Raw genomic sequence first — 20,622 nt, forward strand, 5'->3', positions numbered from 1 at the left:
TCCCCCGCACATTCAACCGTGATCTGATTCCGGCGATGTGCGGGGGATGTGGTTATGATGCCTTATGCGGTTACGCTTTTGTCTATCGGATCTTTGACTTCGGCCGGCGGTTCCGGCTGGCTGAGCGACTTTTCGACGGATGCGTCTGTTTTCTCCTGGGCAGGAGTGGCGGGAGCGGAGACATTGACCGGAATGCGCTCCCAGATGCGGTCGGGGAGGAGACTCCAGAGTCTGACTGCAAGATTCCATCTCCAGTCCACGATACACAGCCTACGGCGCTTTATTATAGCGCGGACAATGCTTGCAACTGCATGGTCAAGGCTCATTGTCATCGGGTAGACTCTGTCAGGGTTAAGCAACGGGGTGCGTATCCATCCTGGGCGGATGTCAGTGAATGAAATGTCGAGATTCTGCATCCCGGCGAGCTGGTCGAGAGCGGTCAGATAAGCCTGCTGATATTTTTTGGATGAAGAATAGGATGCGAGCTGTCCGATTCCTTTGGTGCCGGCCACGGATGTCACGGCTGCGATGCGCCCGCGGCCTCCGTGTTCACGGAAATATCTGAAGGCAGTGTCGATCATGCGGGTGAAGCCGACCACGTTAGTCTGTGCGGTGGCCACATCATGGTCTGTCACAAGAGTCTCGTTTTCATATCCGATGCCTGCCACATGAAGATATATGTCCATTCCGCCGAGCCTTCCGATGAGATCACGGAGGTGGGAGGGAGATGCAGCGTCGTCAATGTTGATCCGCGCATAGCGGATGCGGTCAGGAAAGTCTGACTGAAGTTTGCGCATGACTTTCTCATTGCGCCCTGCGGCTCCTACGAGCCAGCCGGCTTTCGCGAAGATTTCTGCCACACGGAGTCCGATTCCGGATGTGGCGCCCATGATTACGATTATCTTCATTTTTTTCTGATTTGCTCAAAAGCGGATAATAGTTTGACAAGTGACTTGTCTGTTTAACACTTGGAGTCATCAGATGGTTTAAAAGCGGTCAGGGCCTGACGTTTGAGTGTGGTTTTAGTTAACTTAGGTTAAAAGATCGGGTGGAGTGTAACTTTGGACATGGTACTTTCGTCTTATAAACAGCACAACGAGAAATCGCGATGGTTTGAATCGCGAGAAGTAAAAGATAGTACGAATGCAATATTAGTTAAAGCTTCTATTTTGTAATTAGTCCGTCTTTATTAGCTTTGGACGGAGAAGGTATAAAGCAATTATTACTGTCCGCTAAACTTTTTTTGAGCGATTGAAAAATTAGGGCTGACACCTATTGCAGGAGTCAGCCCTAAATGGTTATTTTGGTGTCGCCAAACAATCCATGAATAACCATGAGTAAAAGTAGTAATTTCTTCGGACAGCCGATATATGGACAGCTGATAAAATCACTCAATCGTGAAAAAATTGTTGAATTCAGCCGAAAACACGGCGGAGAGAAGTATGTAAAGAGCTTTGACGGCTATACGCATCTGCTTACGATGCTCTATGCCGTGATCCAGCGCTTCGACTCATTGCGTGAGATAGAGACATCTATGACAGCGGAGGTTCGCAAACTGCACCATGTCGGAATTGATACTGTACCAAAGCGCAGCACCCTGTCGGATGCAAATGCCCGACGGTCAGAGAAGTTCTTTGAGGATGTCTATCGCGACCTGTATGCAGCCAACAAAGACATTCTTTCATCGGACAGCAGACGCAACGGCACGGAAGAGTGGATAAAGCAGCTTAGGATTATCGATTCCACTACAATCACATTGTTCTCCAACGCTATTTTCAAGGGCGTTGGTCGACACCCCAAGACGGGAAAGAAGAAAGGCGGCATAAAGGTACACTCTGTCATACACGCCAACGAGGGGGTTCCCTGCGATGTGCAGTTCACTTCGGCGGCCACCAATGACTCTTTCATGCTTGCTCCGAGCCATTACAGCCACAACGAGATAGTCGCTCTTGACCGCGCCTATATCAATTATGCCAAATTTGAGGAACTGACGGACCGTGGCGTTGTATATGTCACCAAAATGAAGAAAAACCTCAGTTATGAGGTACTTGTAGACTGTATGTGCAGGTTCAACTGGCAAGTGCAAAATTAGCGATTTGTTTGAAGAACTCGGTTTTCGGGTTTGAAAAACCAAGTTTTTTCCGAGGCCTTAAGTTCAGTTTCTTTGCCACGTTTTTGATGTATAGGTCAGTGAAATCATTGAAATTTGACTTTTTGGGGATGTATTGACGGATGAGTTTGTTGATGTTTTCGACCGCTCCTTTCTGCCATGAGCAGTAGCTGTCGGCAAAGTAAACAGTCACATCATCAAGACCTTTGATGCGTAATCCGGCGGTTATGTCGAGGTGTGCCGCGAACTCGCTGCCGTTGTCAGTAGTGATGGTTTTAAGATATTTACGGTATGCGTACAGCATTCTCACGACAGTCTTTGACAATGGCTTGGCTCTTTTTCCGTAAGGTAGTTTCTCCATCATCACAAAGCCAGTCATGCGTTCAAGCAGCACTAGAATCGCGTGCCCGTAGGCATCAACAATAAGATCCATCTCAAAATCGCCAAAGCGTTTGCCGTCGGCCTCGGCCGGTCTGTCGTGTATGCTTGTGCGGTTTGGTATGTTGGTGGCTTTAGTGGGTTTGCGTTCGCCTTTTGGTCGTCGTCGGAAGTCGGGATGTCTGCGGTGACGGCGCAGTTCTCCGCTTTCATCAGCGTTTATAATGTTGTAAATGGTCTGTATGGATACGGAAACGCCTTCCTTGGCCAACACGCCACGAATTTGTTCTGGTGACCATTGGTGGTCAATAATCATCTGTTTTATACGCCACACCAACACGCTGTCGAGCTTCTTGTTGGATGTGGTGCGCTTTCTGCGTTCAAGGGCTTTGGCATGAGCCTTTTCCCACAGATAGTGGCCTTTGGTTGTGGAATTGCGCTTCAGTTCACGACAAAGTGTTGATTGACTGCACCCTACAATGAGGGCGATTTCTTTTCTTGGAGTTTTTCTTTGCAGTAAGGCGAAAATTTGCGACCTTTGCTGCGAGGTTAATTGTCTGTACATTAGCAATACAAAATTAGTTAATCTCAGGGAGACTTCGGTCTCCTTTTTTATTTTGTATTGCCAGTATGTTCTGCTGCTGTCCGCTCTTGGGGGCGGTTTAGGCCGCCCCCGCCGCTTGGGCATCCCCTCGCCAGAAGGAGTGAGGAGAATGAATAATTCCTAGCTCAAAGTTTTGCACTTCGATTTGGAATCTTCACTTGTAGACTGTATGCATCAGAATCCGCAGGGACTGATGGAATACCGTGAACAGGTCGTGGTGTTCCGTAAAGACGGTATAAACCACATCGCCAGAATAATTACATACGTTGACATCAAGAAGAACGGGAAGCCAAAACTCATATCGCTTCTGACCAACGACTTCGACATGCCGCCAGAGACAATCGTGGCGATATACCGCCGCCGATGGCAGATAGAGTCTCTTTTCAAGCAGATCAAACAGAACTTCCCCTTGAGATACTTCTATGGCGAGAGCGCCAACGCCATCAAAATCCAGATATGGGTTACACTCATCGCAAATCTGCTGCTGTCAGTACTTCAAAGCAAACTCGAAAGACGTTGGAGCTTCTCAGGGCTTGCTACAATCGTCAGAATTGTGCTGATGTATTACCTGAATCTCGAAAAGTTCCTCAATCAGCCCGATGCAGACCTGAAAATCATGCTCGCCGAAGCATCGGAATCGCCTCCCGAAGTTCCTGAAAACTGCTGAGGGGGCTTGTCAAATACAAAAAGTAAGCCCAACTTCTGCCGTTCAGGAAGTTGGACTCGCCTTTTTATGGTTTAGCGGACAGTAATATAAAGCAATGCAGGGTTGGTCGAGATGACCGGCCCTGCATTGTTTATGGCTGCTTCTGCTCTGCGCCGTAAAGTAGGGGGGAAGGGCGGTTTCAGCCCAAAGTGCGCCTGGATATGAATTCTGCGAAAGTGTCTTTGTAGCTTTCGGATACCGGGATCTGTGTGCGCCCGAAAATGATGCGGTTGCGCTCAATTACTTTGATTCTGGATAGATTTACAATGTATGACCGGTGGACACGCATGAATAAGTCGGAAGGCAGCGTCTGTTCGAGCGCTTTCATACTCAGGAGTGTCATTATGGATTTCTCTGATCCTTCGACGTAGATTTTGACGTAGTCTTTCAAGCCTTCGATATAGAGGATGTCGGCGATGCGGACCTGCACCAGCTTGTATTCGCTTTTGACGATTATATATTCTCCTGCCTTTTCCGGTGAAGAGACCTGCGATTGCAGTTTTGAGGAATCGGACTGGTGTTTCATCTCGTACCAGGCAAGGGCGCGCCTTGCGGCTGCAAGAAATTCCTCGTAGCTGACCGGTTTGAGCAGATAGTCGAGTGCGTTGACCCGGAAACCTTCAACCGCGTAGTCTGAATATGCCGTAGTAAATATGATGCGGGTGTCGGCAGGGATGATCCGGGCAAATTCGATGCCGTTCAGCTGGGGCATCTGTATGTCGAGAAATACGATGTCGATATCGTTGTTGAGAATGGTGTAGATAGCGTCGCGAGGCGATGAAAATTCGCCAGCGATTTCAAGAAACGGTGTCTTTTCGATATATGAACGGATGAGGCCTGATGCCAGGGGCTCGTCGTCGATCACGCAACAGCGAAGGGTCTGCATAGGTCGGTGGTTTATTGAGATGGGAGACTGATTTTATTTGAGAGTTGACGGTATGCTCAGCCAGACCTGATAGAGGCCGTCGGCAGTAGTGACTTTCAGCTCGGCTGCCTGGCCGTAGATCAGGTGTAGCCGACGGCGAAGATTGACCATGCCGATTCCTCCTGACGGGGTGGATGTGTTGTGCTCACGGTTTTTGTCTGATGGGATGTGTCCGTTGGATGTATGGCATTCTATGCGGTTGCCGTCAGCGCGGATGTGGATGGTCAGAGGTATTTCGGGTGTATGGATGCCGTGTTTGAATACGTTCTCAATGAGTGTGATGAACAGCAGGGGGGCAACTCGCATGTCCTGTCTGCCATTACTGTCGATGTCAAGCCTGACATCGAGTTTGATAGCGGAGTTAAGTCTGAGCCGCATGAGGCTGATATAGTTCGTGATAAAGTCAAATTCCTGCTTTATTGAGACTGAGGTGGGATTGTCATAAAGCACGAAACGCAGCAGCCTGCTCAGTTTGTGGACTGCTTCCTGGGCCTTTTCCGGGGAGATGGCTATGAGTGCGTAGATTGAGTTGAGTGTGTTGAATAGAAAGTGGGGGTTGAGCTGGCTTTTCAGGTTTTTCAGTTCCTCTTCATGCTGTGCGCTGATCAGGTCTCTCTGTTTGCGGTCAAGCATAAGCCATTTGTCGCCGAGACGCAGAGCGGTTGCGAGTCCGATGACGAGGATCACCATAACCAGGTCGCGCGACATGATGCTGACCCATTTTGCTATGTAGATTCCTTCTGACAGATGAAGATGTTTGGTCTTCGGTGCTTTTCCTCCGAGAAATTCACGGAAGCGCCACACCAGATAGATGAGGATCATGGCTACAATTATAAGCAGTAGGTTTGATGCCACGAACCTGACAACCCGATGAGGCTTGTCAAGCGACTTTTCAATGATCCAGTAATAATTTATGTAGAAAACAGCGATATACACAAGGGCTTTGGCATAGACCCATAGTCGCAATGGATGGGCCGGAGAGGAGAGTGAGGTCAGCACCTCCGGAAGTATGAACAGTATGGTTATGCAGAGCAGGTGAGTCAGGAATGTGGTGATGCGCTGCCGGGTAAGAATTTCACTCATAGATCACAAAAATAATTATTTTTGACCAAAGTGGCAAAATTATTGGACGTCACAGGATTTTCAATCGACAAAAGTATCGTGAAAGCATCGTGATGACAAACCGGGTCATGAAGTCGCAGAGAGATGTGGTGATAAGGTGATTTAGAGTAACTGTTCAGCGAATCGAACACCCCTCTTATTGTGGAGCGGGGTCTGAGTGAATCGTATAAGCTGCCCCGGAAATGATGAACGGGTGCCGACATTCGGTCAGCACCCGTTCACGGAGTATTGCGTTGTTATGACTTTCTTGGCCGGGAGGATTAGTCCTGGTTGAGGTTTACGCGCTTGAACGCAACAGCGACAAGGCCTTTGCGGGTCTGTTCGAGGAACTGACCTACAGAAAGCTTGCTGTCCTGAACATATTCCTGTTCCATGAGGCAGCTTTCTTTGAAGAACTTGTTGAGACGACCGTTGGCGATGTTCTGGATCATGGCCTCAGGGAGGTTGGCAGCTTTTGCTTCAGCTGTTTCTTTCATGATCTGACGAGCCTTGGTTGCATCTTCTTCAGTGATCCAGCCCTTGGTGATGTTGGATTCGATGTGGTCTTCAGAGTCGAAGTGGTTGGGGTTGAGACCAGCTTTCTTGAGAGCGGCTTCAACGGCCTTCTTGATCTGTTCCTGCTTGGTCTTTTCAACGGCGACGGCGATTTCCTGGTCGATAGTGGCCTGGGGAACGTCTTCGCGGCTGCAGGCAACGGGGTTCATAGATGCGATCTGCATGCAGATTTCGCGGCCTACCTGGGCGTCAACGTCGGGGAGGTTGAAGCCTACGATAGCGGCGAGCTTGTTGTTGAAGTGGTTGTAAGCTGCGGTAGTGGGAGCTTCAACTACTTCATAAGCGCCGATTTCGGTCTTTTCGCCGGTTTTGCCTGACTCTTCGGTCACGAGGTCGGCGACAGTGATGCCGTCAACGGTGATGGCCTTGAGTTCGTCGACAGTCTTGCAGCGGTTTTCAACTGCGATGTCGAGGAGTTTTTTGGCGAGAGAAACGAAGCCTTCGTTCTTGGCAACGAAGTCAGTCTCGCAGTTGAGGGCGAGGATAGCAGCGAAGTTTCCTTCGTTCTTTGAGAGAACGCATCCTTCTGCGGCGTTGCGGTCTTCACGCTTTGCTGCTACAGCCTGACCTTTCTTGCGGAGGATCTCAACGGCTGCTTCGATGTCGCCGTCAGTTTCGGCGAGGGCCTTTTTGCAGTCCATCAAACCGGCGCTTGTGAGGTGGCGCAGTTTGGTGATTTCTGCCATTGTAACTGCCATAGTATAGTGGGAGTTTAGAATGTTTGTGAAAAGAGTGGATTGATTATTCGGCTGCTTCGGCAACTTCGGCAACTTCAGTTTCAGCTACTTCAGCTTCGCCTTCGCCCTTGCGGCTCACGCGGCGACGTTCGCGGCGGGGAGCTGCGTCAGAGTTTTCAGCAGATGCTTTTTCGTCAGCCTTCTCTACTTTGCGTTCCTCAAGACCTTCGCTGATTGATTCGCATACGGTTGAGAGGATGAGGTCGATAGACTTTGATGCGTCATCGTTTGCGGGGATAACGAAGTCTACGTTTGAAGGATCGGAGTTGGTGTCGACGATAGCGAAAACGGGAATACCGAGACGGTTTGCTTCGGCAACGGCGATGTGCTCCTTGCAAACGTCAACTACGAACAGAGCCGAGGGAAGACGGTTGAGGTCAGCGATTGAGCCAAGGTTCTTTTCGAGTTTGGCGCGCTGACGGGTGATCTGGAGTTTTTCGCGCTTCGAGAGGTTGTCGAAAGTGCCGTCTTTTGTCATCTTGTCGATGGCGGTCATTTTCTTCACGGCCTTGCGGATGGTCGGGAAGTTGGTGAGCATACCGCCGGGCCAGCGTTCGATGACGTAGGGCATGTTGACGCTCTGAGCCTTGTCGGCGATGATTTCCTTGGCCTGCTTTTTGGTAGCTACGAAGAGGATCTTCTTGCCGCCCTTGGCGATGTTGCGGAGAGCTGCAGCAGCTTCTTCAAGTTTGGCCTGGGTCTTATAGAGGTCTATGATGTGGATACCGTTGCGCTCCATGAAGATGTAGGGCGCCATTGCAGGATTCCATTTTCTTTTCATGTGGCCAAAATGGCAACCTGCTTCGAGGAGTTGGTCAAAATTGGGTGTTGACATGATTTGTTGTTGGGTTGTTTACGTTCTTTTGACAAATTACAACCGGAGAGTAGGGAACGTGTCCATCTCAGCGGTTTAGATACTAAACACTTGAGGAGAGTCTGAAATTGAATATTAACGCTTGGAGAACTGGAAGCGCTTGCGGGCTTTGGGACGACCGGGCTTCTTGCGTTCAACAACGCGCGGGTCGCGGGTCATGAAGCCTTCTACGCGGAGTGTGTGCTTGTCTTCGGGGTTGATCTTGACGAGAGCGCGGGCAATAGCGAGACGGAGTGCTTCAGCCTGGCCTTTGTAACCGCCGCCGTTGAGGTTGACCTTGATGTCATACTTTTCAACAACGTCAAGTGTTGACAGAGGCTGTTTGACGATGTACTGAAGGATGGAAGAGGGGAAGTACACATCGAGGGCGCGTTTGTTGATGGTGATTTGACCGTTTCCTTCTTTAACGATCACGCGAGCTACGGCTGCTTTACGGCGGCCAACTGCATTAACTGATTCCATTCTTCAATTATTTAATTTTGTTGATGTCGATAACTACGGGATTCTGTGCTTCGTGGGGGTGGTTGGGACCATTGTAAACGTGCATGTTTTCAATGATGGCACGGCCCATGCGGTTTTTGGGGAGCATACCTTTCATCACTTTGGTGAAGAGGGGATGGTAGCCGGGTTTGATGTGCTTGTTCAGAGACTTCTTCATCATGATTTCGGGAGTAGCCGTGCGCTGTCCGCCGGGATAGCCGGTGTATGAGAGGTATTCACGGTCAGTCCATTTCTTGCCGGTGAGGCGAACCTTGTCGGCGTTGATGATGATGACGTTGTCGCCACACTCGATGTTGGGAGAGTAGCTGGGTTTGTTTTTGCCACGGAGAATGAGGGCAACTTTTGCACAAAGACGGCCGAGCACTTGGTCGGTAGCGTCAACAACGACCCAGTTGCGTTCAACGTTTGCTGCGTTGGGGGTAAGGGTCTTATAACTTAAAGTATCCACGTTAAATGTTTAATTAATAGATAGTTACTTTTTGACTGCATCAGGGCTTCGCTTGGCCAAAAGCTTGGTCCTGAAACTGTCTGGTTTATTAATTGGACATAATCGGTGTGCAAAGGTAGTGATTTTGTGTGGATTGACAATCGGGGTTTATGTTTTTTTAACAAACGCTTTATTCTACAGATGACTGATTCTATATTGTGGGGTGTGCCCGACGGGCGATGATAATATAGCGTAAATCGGGTTGATTTTATTTCATATTATTATAATGTGGTATTCCGCCGGTCTGTCCGGTGGAAAATTTGCCTGCAAAATGGTTTGGAGGGAATTATAATTTAAGTTAAATTTGCGCTGTTATAATTCTATTGACAATGACTTTTTCAAAAACGAAACTCTGGATGTCGAGCCGTGATTATATCATGATCACGCTTGCCGCTTTGATTTATGGTTTTGGCTTCTCGGCTTTTATTCTTCCGGAGAAGGTTGTGATAGGTGGTGTCACCGGTCTTGGTACGATTGTCTATTTTCTTACCGGGAATCCTTATCTGATCGGTATCACACAGTATGCCATAAACATAGTGCTGCTTGTGATTGCCTGGAAGGTTGTCGGCCGAGCCTTTGTCTATAAGACTCTTTACGGTGCTACTGCGATTTCGCTGGTGGTCACTCTTATGCCTCCGCTATTCTCGGGCGCATTGGTGCCGGGCCAGCCGTTTATGAATGTGTGTATCGGTTCGGTTCTGTCAGGCATAGCCCTTGGTATTGTTTTCACTCATAACGGCAGTACGGGTGGAACGGATATCGTTGCGGCTATTGTGGCGAAAAAGACTAATGTGACTGTGGGCCGTACTATGCTTTATGTCGATTTTGCGATCATTTCTTCAAGCTATCTGTTTTTCCATGATATAACAAGGGTGGTCTACGGCTTTATTGTGCTGTTTATTCTGACCTACATGCTGGATCTGATTATAAACTCAAACCGTCAGGCGGTTCAGTTTATCATTGTTTCCAAGCACTGGGAGCGGATTGCAAATGCTATAAACAAGTATCCGCGACGCGGTGTGACTGTGCTTGACGGCATGGGCTGGTATTCAAAGCAGCCGGTCAAACTCTTGCTGGTGGTGTGCCGCAAAATGGAGGCTGTGACAGTGTTTCGTGTGGTCAAGGATCTTGATCCGAATGCTTTCATTACCCAGGCTAATGTAAACGGTGCTTACGGCGAGGGGTTTGATCAGCTGAAATTTCGGCCTGATCATGAGCTGAGCCGTAAGCTTGAGGCTGACAAGAGCTGCGGGACGCCGGAATAGATAGCAAAGCATTACTGCCGCGGTATTGGCTATTTGCGGTAGTAGTAACAAATGTTGGTATAACTTTATCTTGGTCTGATTATATTTGTTTATGGATATTTGGATTGTCTATGATTCACTTATTTTTTTGAGTATTTTCTGACCGGTGATGGTATGACGGTATAAAACCACAGCGGCGTAATCTCGGTTGATGATTACGCCGCTGTGGTTTTATGTGTTGCGCTTATCGCTTTTTTACGGAAGCAGGTTGTATTTGCGGAATATTTTTGTTATTGTTTCGAGTGCGCGGTCCACCTGCTCCATTGTGTGTGTGGCCATCAGTGAGAAGCGGATGAGTGTGTCGGTGGGGGCTACGGCAGGCGAAACTACCGGATTGACGAAGATTCCTTCTTCAAGAAGATCGCGTGTGATGGCGAATGTCTTGAAGTCATCGCGGATGAAGAGCGGAATGATGGGAGTCGATGTGTTGCCGATCTCGAATCCCATGTTGCGGAATCCGTCAAGCGCATGGTTTGTGAGTTTCCAGAGGTTTTCCTGGCGTTCGGGCTCGGCTTTCATTATCTCCAGAGCTTTGAGGGCTGCGGCGGTAGATGCCGGGGTGATGCTGGCGGTGAAGATGTAGGAGCGTGAATGGTGGCGCAGGAAGTTGGTGATCTCCTTGTTTGTGGCTATGAAGCCGCCGAGTGATGCGAATGACTTGGAGAATGTGCCCATGATGAGATCTACGTCATCGGCCACTCCGTAGTGGTGGCATACTCCTCGGCCGCCTTCGCCGAACACGCCGATGCCGTGGGCTTCGTCCATCATGACGCTGGCGTTGTATTTCTTCGCAAGTTTTACGATTTCGCGCACATTTGCCACATCGCCTTCCATTGAGAAGACGCTGTCGCTGACGATGAGTTTGACCTTGTCGGGGTCACATCGCTGGAGCTGCTTTTCGAGCGACTCCATGTCGTTGTGCTTGTATTTGAACTGCTGGCTGAATGACAGGCGGCGTCCTTCTATGATCGAGGCATGGTCCTGTTCGTCCCACAGGATGTAGTCTTCGCGTCCGGTAAGGGCTGAGACTACTCCGAGGTTTACTTCGAATCCGGTTGAGTAGACCATTACGTCTTCTTTGCCTATATATTCAGCAAGAGCTGCTTCGAGCTGCTTGTGGAGATCCAGGGTTCCGTTTAGAAACGGAGATCCGGCGCACCCCGTGCCGTATTTGCGGGTGGCTTCGATGGCTGCTTCTTTGATGCGGGGGTCATTGACGAGACCGGTGTAGCAGTTTGATCCGAACATCAATACTTTCTTGCCGTCAATGATTACCTCAGGATCCTGTTCGCTCGAAATGGCGCGGAAGTAGGGGTAAACCCCGGCGGCTTTTGCTTCCTGAGGAGCTGTGTATCTGGATAGTTTTTGTTGTAGTAAGTTCATAAAATAGTAAGAAAACGCTTATGCCGCGATTGTGAATATTTTCTTGGTCTTTTTGCAGTGTGCAAAGGTAGAAAAATTTTCACACTTTTATACAATTGGCGATTGCTTTTGGGTGTTAATTTTGCTAAACGAGGCTTCTCGATGGCTATTTTTCTTGTGTTTTTGGTGCTTATAGGTAACAATGTGTCGGGTTTTACCTATATTTTTCTTAATTTTGCACTTGCTCTAAACTTGAACTATAATGGAACAAACTCAAAATAAGGAAATCAAACGCACGGTTCTTGATTATGATGACATTGTCGGTATGGCTCCTTTTCTGAAGGGGAAGAGGCGTCTGGTCGGCTGGTTGATGAAGCTGCTCTCTGTCGATAAGGTCAACTGGATTCACAGTCATAACTTCGACACTCCGGGGCCGCAGTTCTGCCGCGGTCTGCTTGAAGATCTCAATATAAAGCTGCGTATCGACAATGAAAAGGTGCTCGATAATCTGCCTGAAGGAGCATTCATAACCATAAGCAACCATCCGTTCGGCGCGCTTGACGGAATCACGCTTATTGATATAATCGGTCGTCGCCGCCCGAAATTCAAGGTAATGGTGAATATGATCCTGAATTATATCGTGGCGATGCGTCCCAATTTTATTGCGGTCGACCAGACGGCGAGCGATGATCCGGCCAAGAAGGCAGTGTCGATGAAGGGTATAAAAGAGGCGATAATGCAGGTGCGCAGGGGGGAGCCGATCGGGTTCTTTCCGGCGGGAGCTGTTGGCAATTATAACAAGCATCTTAAGTTTGAGGATCGCGAGTGGCGCGAGTCGATCATCCGTCTTATCCAGCAGCTGAAGGTGCCGGTGATTCCGATTTTCTTTCATGGCTACAATAGCTGGTGGTTCCGTTTCCTTGGTATAGTCTCATGGCAGATCCGCACTCTGAGATTGCCGGCCGAGGTGTTCCGCAGGAAAAACAGCACGATCCATATCTCGGTCGGAGATCCGATTACACCCGAAGAAATCGAAGCTCATTCAGGTTCGATAAAGGAGCTTGGGGATTTCTTGCGTGAGAAAACCTATTGCCTGCAGTCAATCAAATGATGACTGGCTTTGCCTCTGATTGTGTCGTCTAATTTTTGAAGAGTTACTTATGCAGATTAATCTTCAGGAACTGCCTGATGAGATAGTTCAGGCCAAACAGCGCTATGGGATTGTCGGCAATGCGCCCGGCCTTTTGGCTGCGGTGTCGCGGGCCATCCAGGTTGCGCCGATTGATCTTTCGGTTCTTGTGACCGGCGAGAGCGGTACCGGCAAGGAGTTTTTTCCGAAGATAATTCACGGTTTCTCGCCACGGAAACATAACAAATACATAGCTGTCAACTGCGGGGCCATTCCGGAGGGTACGATTGATTCGGAACTTTTCGGTCATGAGAAAGGCTCGTTTACCGGTGCGGTATCTTCGCGAAAAGGATATTTCGAGGAGGCCGATGGCGGCACTATATTTCTCGACGAAGTGGCGGAGTTGCCTCTCACCACTCAGGCGCGACTGCTGAGAGTGCTTGAGAGCGGCGAGTTTCTGAAAGTGGGTTCTTCTACAGTTCAGAAGTCAAACGTGCGCATTGTGGCGGCTACTAATGTTGACATGGCAAAAGCCGTAGCTGATGGTCGCTTCAGAGAGGATCTGTATTATCGATTGTCAACGGTGTCTATTCACATCCCTCCGCTTCGCGACCGTGGGGCGGATATCGCACTTCTGGCGCGTAAGTTTGCTTCGGATTTTTCTGAACGCTATGCGATGCCGGCGGTGGCGCTTGACGAAAGCGCGCGCGGGGTACTGATGAGATATCGCTGGCCCGGCAATGTAAGGCAGCTGAAAAATGTGGTCGAACAGATTGCTTTATTTGAGTCAGGTCGTGAAGTCGGAGCTGACGATGTGATGTCGTTCCTTCCAGCCGGAAGCCTCAATTATGTCCCTGTGGCCTCTTCTGTTGATCCGCATCATGATTATGCTTCTGAACGCGAAGCTCTTTTCGGGATGATATTGCGTCTTCAGCAGCAGATCGAGGCTCTTAATTCGCGGATTGAGGCTCTGGATAATGGCGGATCTGCTTCTCGTGGCACATCATATCAGTCTATCGAAGAGGTTGAACCATCTGAGAGCCTGGTAAGGTCGATAGTGAAGTTTCAGCCCTTTGCCTCGCCATTGAACCGTGACGTTATAGTTGCAGACTCTGTTCCGTCTTTCCGCTCCGGTGGGATGGGAGATGTTGTGCCTGCTACTCTTGAAGAAACCGAGCGTGACACAATCCGTCGGGCTCTTGAACGTAATGGCGGAAAGCGCAAAGACGCTGCCAGAGAACTGAAAATATCCGAGCGTACTCTCTATCGCAAAATCAAGGAGTATGGCATTGAATAGAGATTTGGATGGTATTTGGAAAAAAGCAGGGCCGAAATTTCACTGATGAAATTTCGGCCCTGCTTTTTATATTTATATTATGGTGTTGATTACTGTGTCTGCAGACGCAGTACCCGGATGCCTGTCAGTTGGTGGGCTTTGCGCATGTATTCTGTCAGCGGGAGCTTATCGATGACAACTTTGTCTTCTTTTGATGATGCGTGTAGCAGATGTGGGCCGTCTTTTTCTATTACGAGTATCCCGACATGGCTCACGTCAAGACCGTTTGTCTTTGTGGTGAGTGCCACTATGTCACCTCCTTTGAGTGCGTTGATGATTGGTTTGCTTGAGAGGCGGGCCGATTTGATGTAGGGGAATCGGTGAGATCTGTAGCCAACCTCCATGTTCTTGATTCCTTCAAATGTGGCGGAGTCGCTGAGAGCCGGGTATTTTGAACGGTTGCGCGACATAAAGTCGAGGGTCTTGATCTGAACGTCTGATTGAGGTATTCTGTCGGTTACATCTTTTATATAGCCACGGTGTGTATTTGTTATCACCCAGTCACTGATATAGTGTAGGCGCGAGGCATATCCGTCGGCGTATCCGTTACGATAGCGGATTGTTTCAAGCATGTCCAGAAAGTCAATCCATGAGCAGCGGTGGTTTTCTACCGTTAGCGCCAAGGCTACTACCGTTTCCACGAAAGTGGTACAATCCATTTCTTCCAGATTTACCGTGAGCGCTTCAGGTGATCCTTCGAGTGTTCCGGATTTATATGGAGTGCCTATAAATTCGCGACCGATGAATTCGACTAACTGATTCGGATTGCTGGCGCATAGATCGGTGGCTTTGACTAGGATTCTGGTTATGGTTGTGGTGTCGGTCGCTTCGTTGTGCCATCTCACTTCGCGTGGGTCTGATGCGAGAACATTGGCGGGCAATATAATAAGTAATAATATAAATATAATATAGGTGTAGGCTTTGTTCATGGTTGCGCTTGGCTTTCTTGGTTCTTTTATTGTATTGTTGAGTTGAATGCGGAATTGTGTAGCCCAAAATTACTCAAAAGTTCCGTCTTAGCCAAATTGAGATGTCGTTTTGGAGCGTATTTGTTAAAATAGGGTGGGATAAAACCTCAAAATCGCGCTTAAGTGTTAAAATTCTGTTAAAACACCGTGAAATATTTGGAAGGAATTGGGGAAATGTCTACCTTTGCACTCGCTTTTGAGAAGCAAGGCCTGCAGCGGCAGACTGATAGAAGATATAACGCTGGAAATGGTAGATCGGTTTGCCGGTCAAATCTTAAGAAAGGTTAAAATCTTCAGAAAAGTTTGCGAGATTCAAATAAAGGTTGTACCTTTGCAAAGTTTTCCACTGGCCACCACGGCGATCGAGAAAGCAATGAGAGAACATTGAAAGATTTACAATAGACATGGAAGTAGTACAAGGGTCATTTTTAGGAAATGCACTCTGTCAATTTCAAAGTTAGATCGCAATAGATTGAACGGACATCCACTGACGGACCGGGCAGACATTCGGTTTTTGACGGTTGTTTCTGTGAAAGCAAAAGAAATAACAGAACAAACGGCCTGTATTTTAGCTTTGCTTTTTTTAATAAAGAAGAAAAGAAAAATATATAGACAACAACGAAGAGTTTGATCCTGGCTCAGGATGAACGCTAGCGACAGGCTTAACACATGCAAGTCGAGGGGCAGCGGGGAGGTAGCAATACTTCCGCCGGCGACCGGCGCACGGGTGAGTAACACGTATGGAACCTGCCCGTAGCAGGGGGATAAGCGGAAGAAATTCCGTCTAATACCGCGTAATAACTCCGAGAGGCATCTCATGGAGTTTAAAGGGTAACACCGGCTACGGATGGCCATGCGGCGCATTAGCTAGTTGGCGGGGTAACGGCCCACCAAGGCGACGATGCGTAGGGGTTCTGAGAGGAAGGTCCCCCACACTGGTACTGAGACACGGACCAGACTCCTACGGGAGGCAGCAGTGAGGAATATTGGTCAATGGGCGCGAGCCTGAACCAGCCAAGTCGCGTGAGGGAAGACGGTCCTATGGATTGTAAACCTCTTTTGTCGGGGAGCAAAAGACGCCACGCGTGGCGTTCCGAGAGTACCCGAAGAAAAAGCATCGGCTAACTCCGTGCCAGCAGCCGCGGTAATACGGAGGATGCGAGCGTTATCCGGATTTATTGGGTTTAAAGGGTGCGCAGGCGGAAGATCAAGTCAGCGGTAAAATTGAGAGGCTCAACCTCTTCGAGCCGTTGAAACTGGTTTTCTTGAGTGAGCGAGAAGTATGCGGAATGCGTGGTGTAGCGGTGAAATGCATAGATATCACGCAGAACTCCGATTGCGAAGGCAGCATACCGGCGCTCAACTGACGCTCATGCACGAAAGTGTGGGTATCGAACAGGATTAGATACCCTGGTAGTCCACACAGTAAACGATGAATACTAATTGTTCGGGGAGAATGATCCCTGAGTGATACAGCGAAAGCGTTAAGTATTCCACCTGGGGAGTACGCCGGCAACGGTGAAACTCAAAGGAATTGACGGGGGCCCGCACAAGCGGAGGAACATGTGGTTTAATTCGATGATACGCGAGGAACCTTACCCGGGCTCAAACGACACAGGAATACTTTTGAAAGGAGGTAGCTCTACGGAGCCTGTGTCGAGGTGCTGCATGGTTGTCGTCAGCTCGTGCCGTGAGGTGTCGGCTTAAGTGCCATAACGAGCGCAACCCCCATCGCCAGTTACCAGCAAGTCAAGTTGGGGACTCTGGCGAGACTGCCGGCGCAAGCTGTGAGGAAGGCGGGGATGACGTCAAATCAGCACGGCCCTTACGTCCGGGGCGACACACGTGTTACAATGGCAGGTACAGAGAGAAGCAATGCGGCGACGCAAAGCGGAACTTGAAAGCCTGTCTCAGTTCGGATTGGAGTCTGCAACTCGACTCCATGAAGCTGGATTCGCTAGTAATCGCGCATCAGCCATGGCGCGGTGAATACGTTCCCGGGCCTTGTACACACCGCCCGTCAAGCCATGGAAGCCGGGAGTGCCTGAAGTGTGCAACCGCAAGGAGCGCCCTAAGGTAAAACTGGTGACTGGGGCTAAGTCGTAACAAGGTAGCCGTACCGGAAGGTGCGGCTGGAACACCTCCTTTCTGGAGCGGAAACAACGCCAAGCGTCAGTTTCCCGAAACTCCCGGACCGGAGATGTCCGCAGCGACTGACTTATGAAAAGAGTGACAAGCCGGAAGATGCTCCGGTACTGCTTTCAGCGTTCTATTGACCTTATAACCGGAATTTTTTTCCGGCTAAAAGGGGGATTAGCTCAGCTGGCTAGAGCACCTGCTTTGCAAGCAGGGGGTCAACGGTTCGAATCCGTTATTCTCCACTCAAAAAAGAGGACATTGACATATTGGAAGCGAAGAAGATACAATCTTCAAGCAAACACAACGAGTAAATCAAATCAAGCGAAACACGAGGTAACAAACTTCGCGTTTCTGAAATCAGACAAAAGACTGAACAATTTCAGAGAGCGAGCCGCGTGATGTTCGAACCGATTGAAAACTAAGGTCATAAAGAAAGGAGAGAAGGGCACATGAAGGATGCCTGGGCTCTCGGAGGCGACGAAGGACGTGATAAGCTGCGATAAGCTGCGGGTAGGAGCAAATATCCCTTGATCCGCAGATTTCCGAATGGGGCAACCCACTGCCCGAACAGGCAGTATCTTCCGAATGGAAGAAGCGAACTTGGGGAACTGAAACATCTCAGTACCCAAAGGAAAAGAAAATAACCCAATGATTGCGCCAGTAGTGGCGAGCGAACGCGCAAGAGCCCAAACCGGCGGTGTTCAGGCACTGACCGGGGTTGTAGGACCGTCAGCAAATGGACAGTTTGAAGTTAGCCGAAGCCTCTGGAAAGGGGCGCCGCAGCGGGTGACAGCCCCGTAGGCGAAAACAGACGACTGACAGAGACGGCACCTGAGTAAGCCGGGACACGAGAAATCCTGGCCGAATCCGCGGGGACCATCCCGTAAGGCTAAATACTACCGAGAGACCGATAGCGAACCAGTACCGTGAGGGAAAGGTGAAAAGAACCTCGAACAGAGGAGTGAAACAGACCCTGAAATCATGTGCCTACAAGCGGTCGGAGCTGCTTCGTGCAGTGACGGCGTGCCTTTTGCATAATGAACCTACGAGTTACCGTCGTTGGCGAGGCTAAGTCCACGGATGGACGGAGCCGAAGCGAAAGCGAGTCAGAATATGGCGCAATCTAGTCAGCGGCGGTAGACGCGAAACCAAGTGATCTACCCTTGGGCAGGTTGAAGGTGGGGTAACACCCACTGGAGGACCGAACCGGTAAGCGTTGAAAAGCTTTCGGATGACCTGAGGGTAGGAGTGAAAGGCCAATCAAACTTGGAGATAGCTCGTACTCCCCGAAATGCATTTAGGTGCAGCCTCGGGCGCAGTACCGTGGAGGTAGAGCGACTGATAGGATGCGAGGGCTTCACCGCCTATCAAGTCCTGACAAACTCCGAATGCCACGGCACGATCCCCGGGAGTGAGGGCGCGGGTGCTAAGGTCCGCGTCCGAGAGAGGAACAACTCAGACCACCGTCTAAGGCCCCCAAATCCGGGCTAAGTTGAAGACAATAACGAGGTGGGATTGCAAGGACAGCTAGGATGTTGGCTTGGAAGCAGCCATTCATTTAAAGAGTGCGTAACAGCTCACTAGTCGAGTGATCCCGCATGGATAATAATCGGGCATAAGTCCGGTGCCGAAGACGTGGAATTGACGGTTCATCCGTCGATTGGTAGGGGAGCATTCCGGTAGCCGCAGAAGGTCAGGCGCGAGCCTGGCTGGAGGTCCCGGAAAAGCAAATGTAGGTATAAGTAACGACAAAGGGGGCGAGAAACCCCCTCGCCGCAAGACCAAGGGTTTCTGATCAACGCTAATCGGATCAGAGTCAGTCGGGACCTAAGGCACAGCCGCAAGGCGCAGCCGATGGAAGAAACGGTCAACATTCCGTTACTCCCTTCAGGAGTGACGTGGAGACGGAGAAGTGACACTCCCGCGTGCTGACGGAATAGCACGTTAAACCGCGTAGGTATATCTGAGGCAGGCAAATCCGCCTCAGATGCTGAAACGGGACAGTACGGAGAGCCCCCGTGGCAATCCGACAGCGGAGGTAATCAGGCTCCCAAGAAAATCCGCTAAACTTAATCCTGAAGGGACCCGTACCCCAAACCGACACAGGTGGTCGGGTAGAACATACCAAGGCGCTCGAGAGATTCACGGTTAAGGAACTAGGCAAATTGACCCCGTAACTTCGGGATAAGGGGTCCCCTCCTTCACGGGAGGGGCGCAGAGAATAGGTCCAGGCAACTGTTTAACAAAAACACAGGGCTGTGCGAAATTGAAAGATGAAGAATACAGCCTGACACCTGCCCGGTGCCGGAAGGTTAAGAGGAGATGTCATCGCAAGAGAAGCATTGAATTGAAGCCCCGGTAAACGGCGGCCGTAACTATAACGGTCCTAAGGTAGCGAAATTCCTTGTCGGGTAAGTTCCGACCTGCACGAATGGTGTAATGATCCGGACACTGTCTCAACCGTGAGCTCGGTGAAATTGTAGTATCGGTGAAGATGCCGATTACCCGCAACGGGACGAAAAGACCCCGTGAACCTTTACTGCAGCTTAGCACTGTGACCGGGTGTGCGATGTGTAGGATAGTCAGGAGACAGAGAATCGGTGACGCCAGTCATCGTGGAGTCGACGTTGAAATACTGACCTTTGCACATCTGGTTTCTAACGCGCATCGGCGCGGACACTGCTTGGTGGGTAGTTTGACTGGGGTGGTCGCCTCCAAAAGCGTAACGGAGGCTTCTAAAGGTGCGCTCAGGCCGATTGGTAACCGGCCGCAGAGTGTAATGGCACAAGCGCGCTTGACTGAGAGACAGACAAGTCGAACAGGTAGGAAACTAGAGCATAGTGATCCGGTGGTTCCGCATGGAAGGGCCATCGCTCAAAGGATAAAAGGTACTCCGGGGATAACAGGCTGATCCCTCCCAAGAGCTCATATCGACGGAGTGGTTTGGCACCTCGATGTCGGCTCGTCACATCCCGGGGCTGGAGAAGGTCCCAAGGGTTAGGCTGTTCGCCTATTAAAGTGGCACGCGAGCTGGGTTCAGAACGTCGTGAGACAGTTCGGTCTCTATCTGTTGTGGGCGCAGGAGATTTGCGAGGCCCCGACACTAGTACGAGAGGACCGTGTTGGACCGACCTCCGGTTTACCGGTTGTTCCGCCAGGAGCACCGCCGGGTAGCCGCGTCGGGTAAGGATAAGTGCTGAAAGCATCTAAGCACGAAGCCCCCCTCAAGATAAGATCTCCACATAAGGGCCGTTTAAGACGAAGACGTAGATAGGTCGCAGGTGCAGGTGCGGTAACGTACACAGCCGAGCGATACTAATCGCCCAAACCCTTTCTTGGGAGCAATCCCAAACAAACAAAAACAATTTCAGCCGGCAGAACATCA

The 20,622-nt window shown here is 49.9% G+C and carries 14 protein-coding genes, 1 tRNA gene, 2 rRNA genes and 1 pseudogene; 8 read left to right on the top strand and 10 right to left on the bottom strand.

From position 1 onward, the window contains the following. Positions 1-62: 62 nt before the first annotated feature. Positions 63-908 carry an SDR family oxidoreductase gene (locus FDZ78_RS10200; RefSeq protein ID WP_124075974.1) on the bottom strand — a complete coding sequence of 282 codons (846 nt, stop codon included), beginning with the start codon at positions 906-908 and terminating at the stop codon, positions 63-65. Positions 909-1,333: 425 nt separating this feature from the next. Between FDZ78_RS10200 and FDZ78_RS10205 the strand changes: the two are divergent. Continuing rightward, a pseudogene (locus FDZ78_RS10205) lies at positions 1,334-2,056 on the top strand (DUF4372 domain-containing protein); the annotation flags it as partial. A gap of 13 nt (positions 2,057-2,069) precedes the next feature. Here the strand turns inward: FDZ78_RS10205 and FDZ78_RS10210 are convergent. Continuing rightward, positions 2,070-3,053, bottom strand: a complete 984-nt coding sequence (locus tag FDZ78_RS10210) for an IS30 family transposase (RefSeq protein ID WP_136408456.1) — start codon at positions 3,051-3,053, stop codon at positions 2,070-2,072. Between the two features lie 184 nt (positions 3,054-3,237). Between FDZ78_RS10210 and FDZ78_RS10215 the strand changes: the two genes are divergently transcribed. Next, positions 3,238-3,759: a transposase gene (locus FDZ78_RS10215; protein ID WP_370291879.1), complete on the top strand. Its 522-nt coding sequence runs from the start codon at positions 3,238-3,240 to the stop codon at positions 3,757-3,759. Positions 3,760-3,937: 178 nt separating this feature from the next. Here FDZ78_RS10215 and FDZ78_RS10220 read toward each other — a convergent pair whose 3' ends face one another. The 6 genes from FDZ78_RS10220 to rplM all read right to left on the bottom strand — a co-directional run bounded on the left by FDZ78_RS10220 (position 3,938) and on the right by rplM (position 8,960). Then, complete coding sequence (locus tag FDZ78_RS10220; protein ID WP_136408500.1) at positions 3,938-4,684, bottom strand: LytTR family DNA-binding domain-containing protein; 747 nt, start codon at positions 4,682-4,684, stop codon at positions 3,938-3,940. 33 nt (positions 4,685-4,717) lie between these two features. Further along, a complete protein-coding gene (locus FDZ78_RS10225) occupies positions 4,718-5,806 on the bottom strand; it encodes a sensor histidine kinase (protein ID WP_107033027.1) in 1,089 nt (362 codons plus the stop codon). 299 nt (positions 5,807-6,105) lie between these two features. Continuing rightward, a complete protein-coding gene (gene tsf, locus FDZ78_RS10230) occupies positions 6,106-7,098 on the bottom strand; it encodes a translation elongation factor Ts (protein WP_107033028.1) in 993 nt (330 codons plus the stop codon). 43 nt (positions 7,099-7,141) lie between these two features. After that, a complete protein-coding gene (rpsB, locus tag FDZ78_RS10235; RefSeq protein WP_107033029.1) occupies positions 7,142-7,972 on the bottom strand; it encodes a 30S ribosomal protein S2 in 831 nt (276 codons plus the stop codon). A 114-nt stretch (positions 7,973-8,086) separates the two neighbouring features. Beyond that, positions 8,087-8,473: a 30S ribosomal protein S9 gene (gene rpsI / locus FDZ78_RS10240; RefSeq protein ID WP_107033030.1), complete on the bottom strand. Its 387-nt coding sequence runs from the start codon at positions 8,471-8,473 to the stop codon at positions 8,087-8,089. 7 nt (positions 8,474-8,480) lie between these two features. Then, the gene (rplM, locus tag FDZ78_RS10245) at positions 8,481-8,960 is read right to left on the bottom strand and encodes a 50S ribosomal protein L13 (protein ID WP_107033031.1); all 480 of its coding nucleotides are present in this window, start codon (positions 8,958-8,960) and stop codon (positions 8,481-8,483) included. A gap of 368 nt (positions 8,961-9,328) precedes the next feature. Here rplM and FDZ78_RS10250 point away from each other — a divergent pair, with 368 nt between their 5' ends. Next, positions 9,329-10,264 carry a YitT family protein gene (locus FDZ78_RS10250; protein ID WP_107033032.1) on the top strand — a complete coding sequence of 312 codons (936 nt, stop codon included), beginning with the start codon at positions 9,329-9,331 and terminating at the stop codon, positions 10,262-10,264. 234 nt (positions 10,265-10,498) lie between these two features. Here the strand turns inward: FDZ78_RS10250 and FDZ78_RS10255 are convergent, their stop codons facing one another. After that, positions 10,499-11,686 (bottom strand): aminotransferase class I/II-fold pyridoxal phosphate-dependent enzyme, encoded by a 1,188-nt coding sequence (locus tag FDZ78_RS10255; protein ID WP_107033033.1) that lies wholly within the window; start codon positions 11,684-11,686, stop codon positions 10,499-10,501. 241 nt (positions 11,687-11,927) lie between these two features. Between FDZ78_RS10255 and FDZ78_RS10260 the strand changes: the two genes are divergently transcribed. Together FDZ78_RS10260 and FDZ78_RS10265 are read left to right on the top strand one after the other, a co-directional pair. Next, positions 11,928-12,776 carry a lysophospholipid acyltransferase family protein gene (locus FDZ78_RS10260; protein ID WP_107033034.1) on the top strand — a complete coding sequence of 283 codons (849 nt, stop codon included), beginning with the start codon at positions 11,928-11,930 and terminating at the stop codon, positions 12,774-12,776. Positions 12,777-12,825: 49 nt separating this feature from the next. Further along, positions 12,826-14,091, top strand: coding sequence for a sigma-54-dependent Fis family transcriptional regulator (locus FDZ78_RS10265; RefSeq protein WP_107033035.1), 1,266 nt, complete (start codon positions 12,826-12,828; stop codon positions 14,089-14,091). An 89-nt stretch (positions 14,092-14,180) separates the two neighbouring features. On the opposite strand, the gene FDZ78_RS10270 is transcribed toward FDZ78_RS10265, so the two are convergent. Further along, positions 14,181-15,059, bottom strand: a complete 879-nt coding sequence (locus FDZ78_RS10270; RefSeq protein ID WP_124076283.1) for an N-acetylmuramoyl-L-alanine amidase-like domain-containing protein — start codon at positions 15,057-15,059, stop codon at positions 14,181-14,183. Between the two features lie 654 nt (positions 15,060-15,713). On the opposite strand from FDZ78_RS10270, the gene FDZ78_RS10275 reads away from it, so the two are divergent. The 3 genes from FDZ78_RS10275 (at position 15,714) to FDZ78_RS10285 (ending at position 20,576) form a co-directional block, all read left to right on the top strand. After that, a 16S ribosomal RNA gene (locus FDZ78_RS10275) occupies positions 15,714-17,246 on the top strand. 159 nt (positions 17,247-17,405) lie between these two features. Continuing rightward, a tRNA-Ala gene (locus tag FDZ78_RS10280) sits at positions 17,406-17,479 on the top strand. A 187-nt stretch (positions 17,480-17,666) separates the two neighbouring features. After that, positions 17,667-20,576 (top strand): 23S ribosomal RNA (locus FDZ78_RS10285). Together the 16S and 23S rRNA genes with 1 tRNA gene alongside form the textbook arrangement of a ribosomal RNA operon. Positions 20,577-20,622 lie beyond the last annotated feature (46 nt).

Source organism: Duncaniella sp. B8 (assembly GCF_005304985.1).
Classification (GTDB): Bacteria; Bacteroidota; Bacteroidia; order Bacteroidales; family Muribaculaceae; genus Duncaniella; species Duncaniella muris.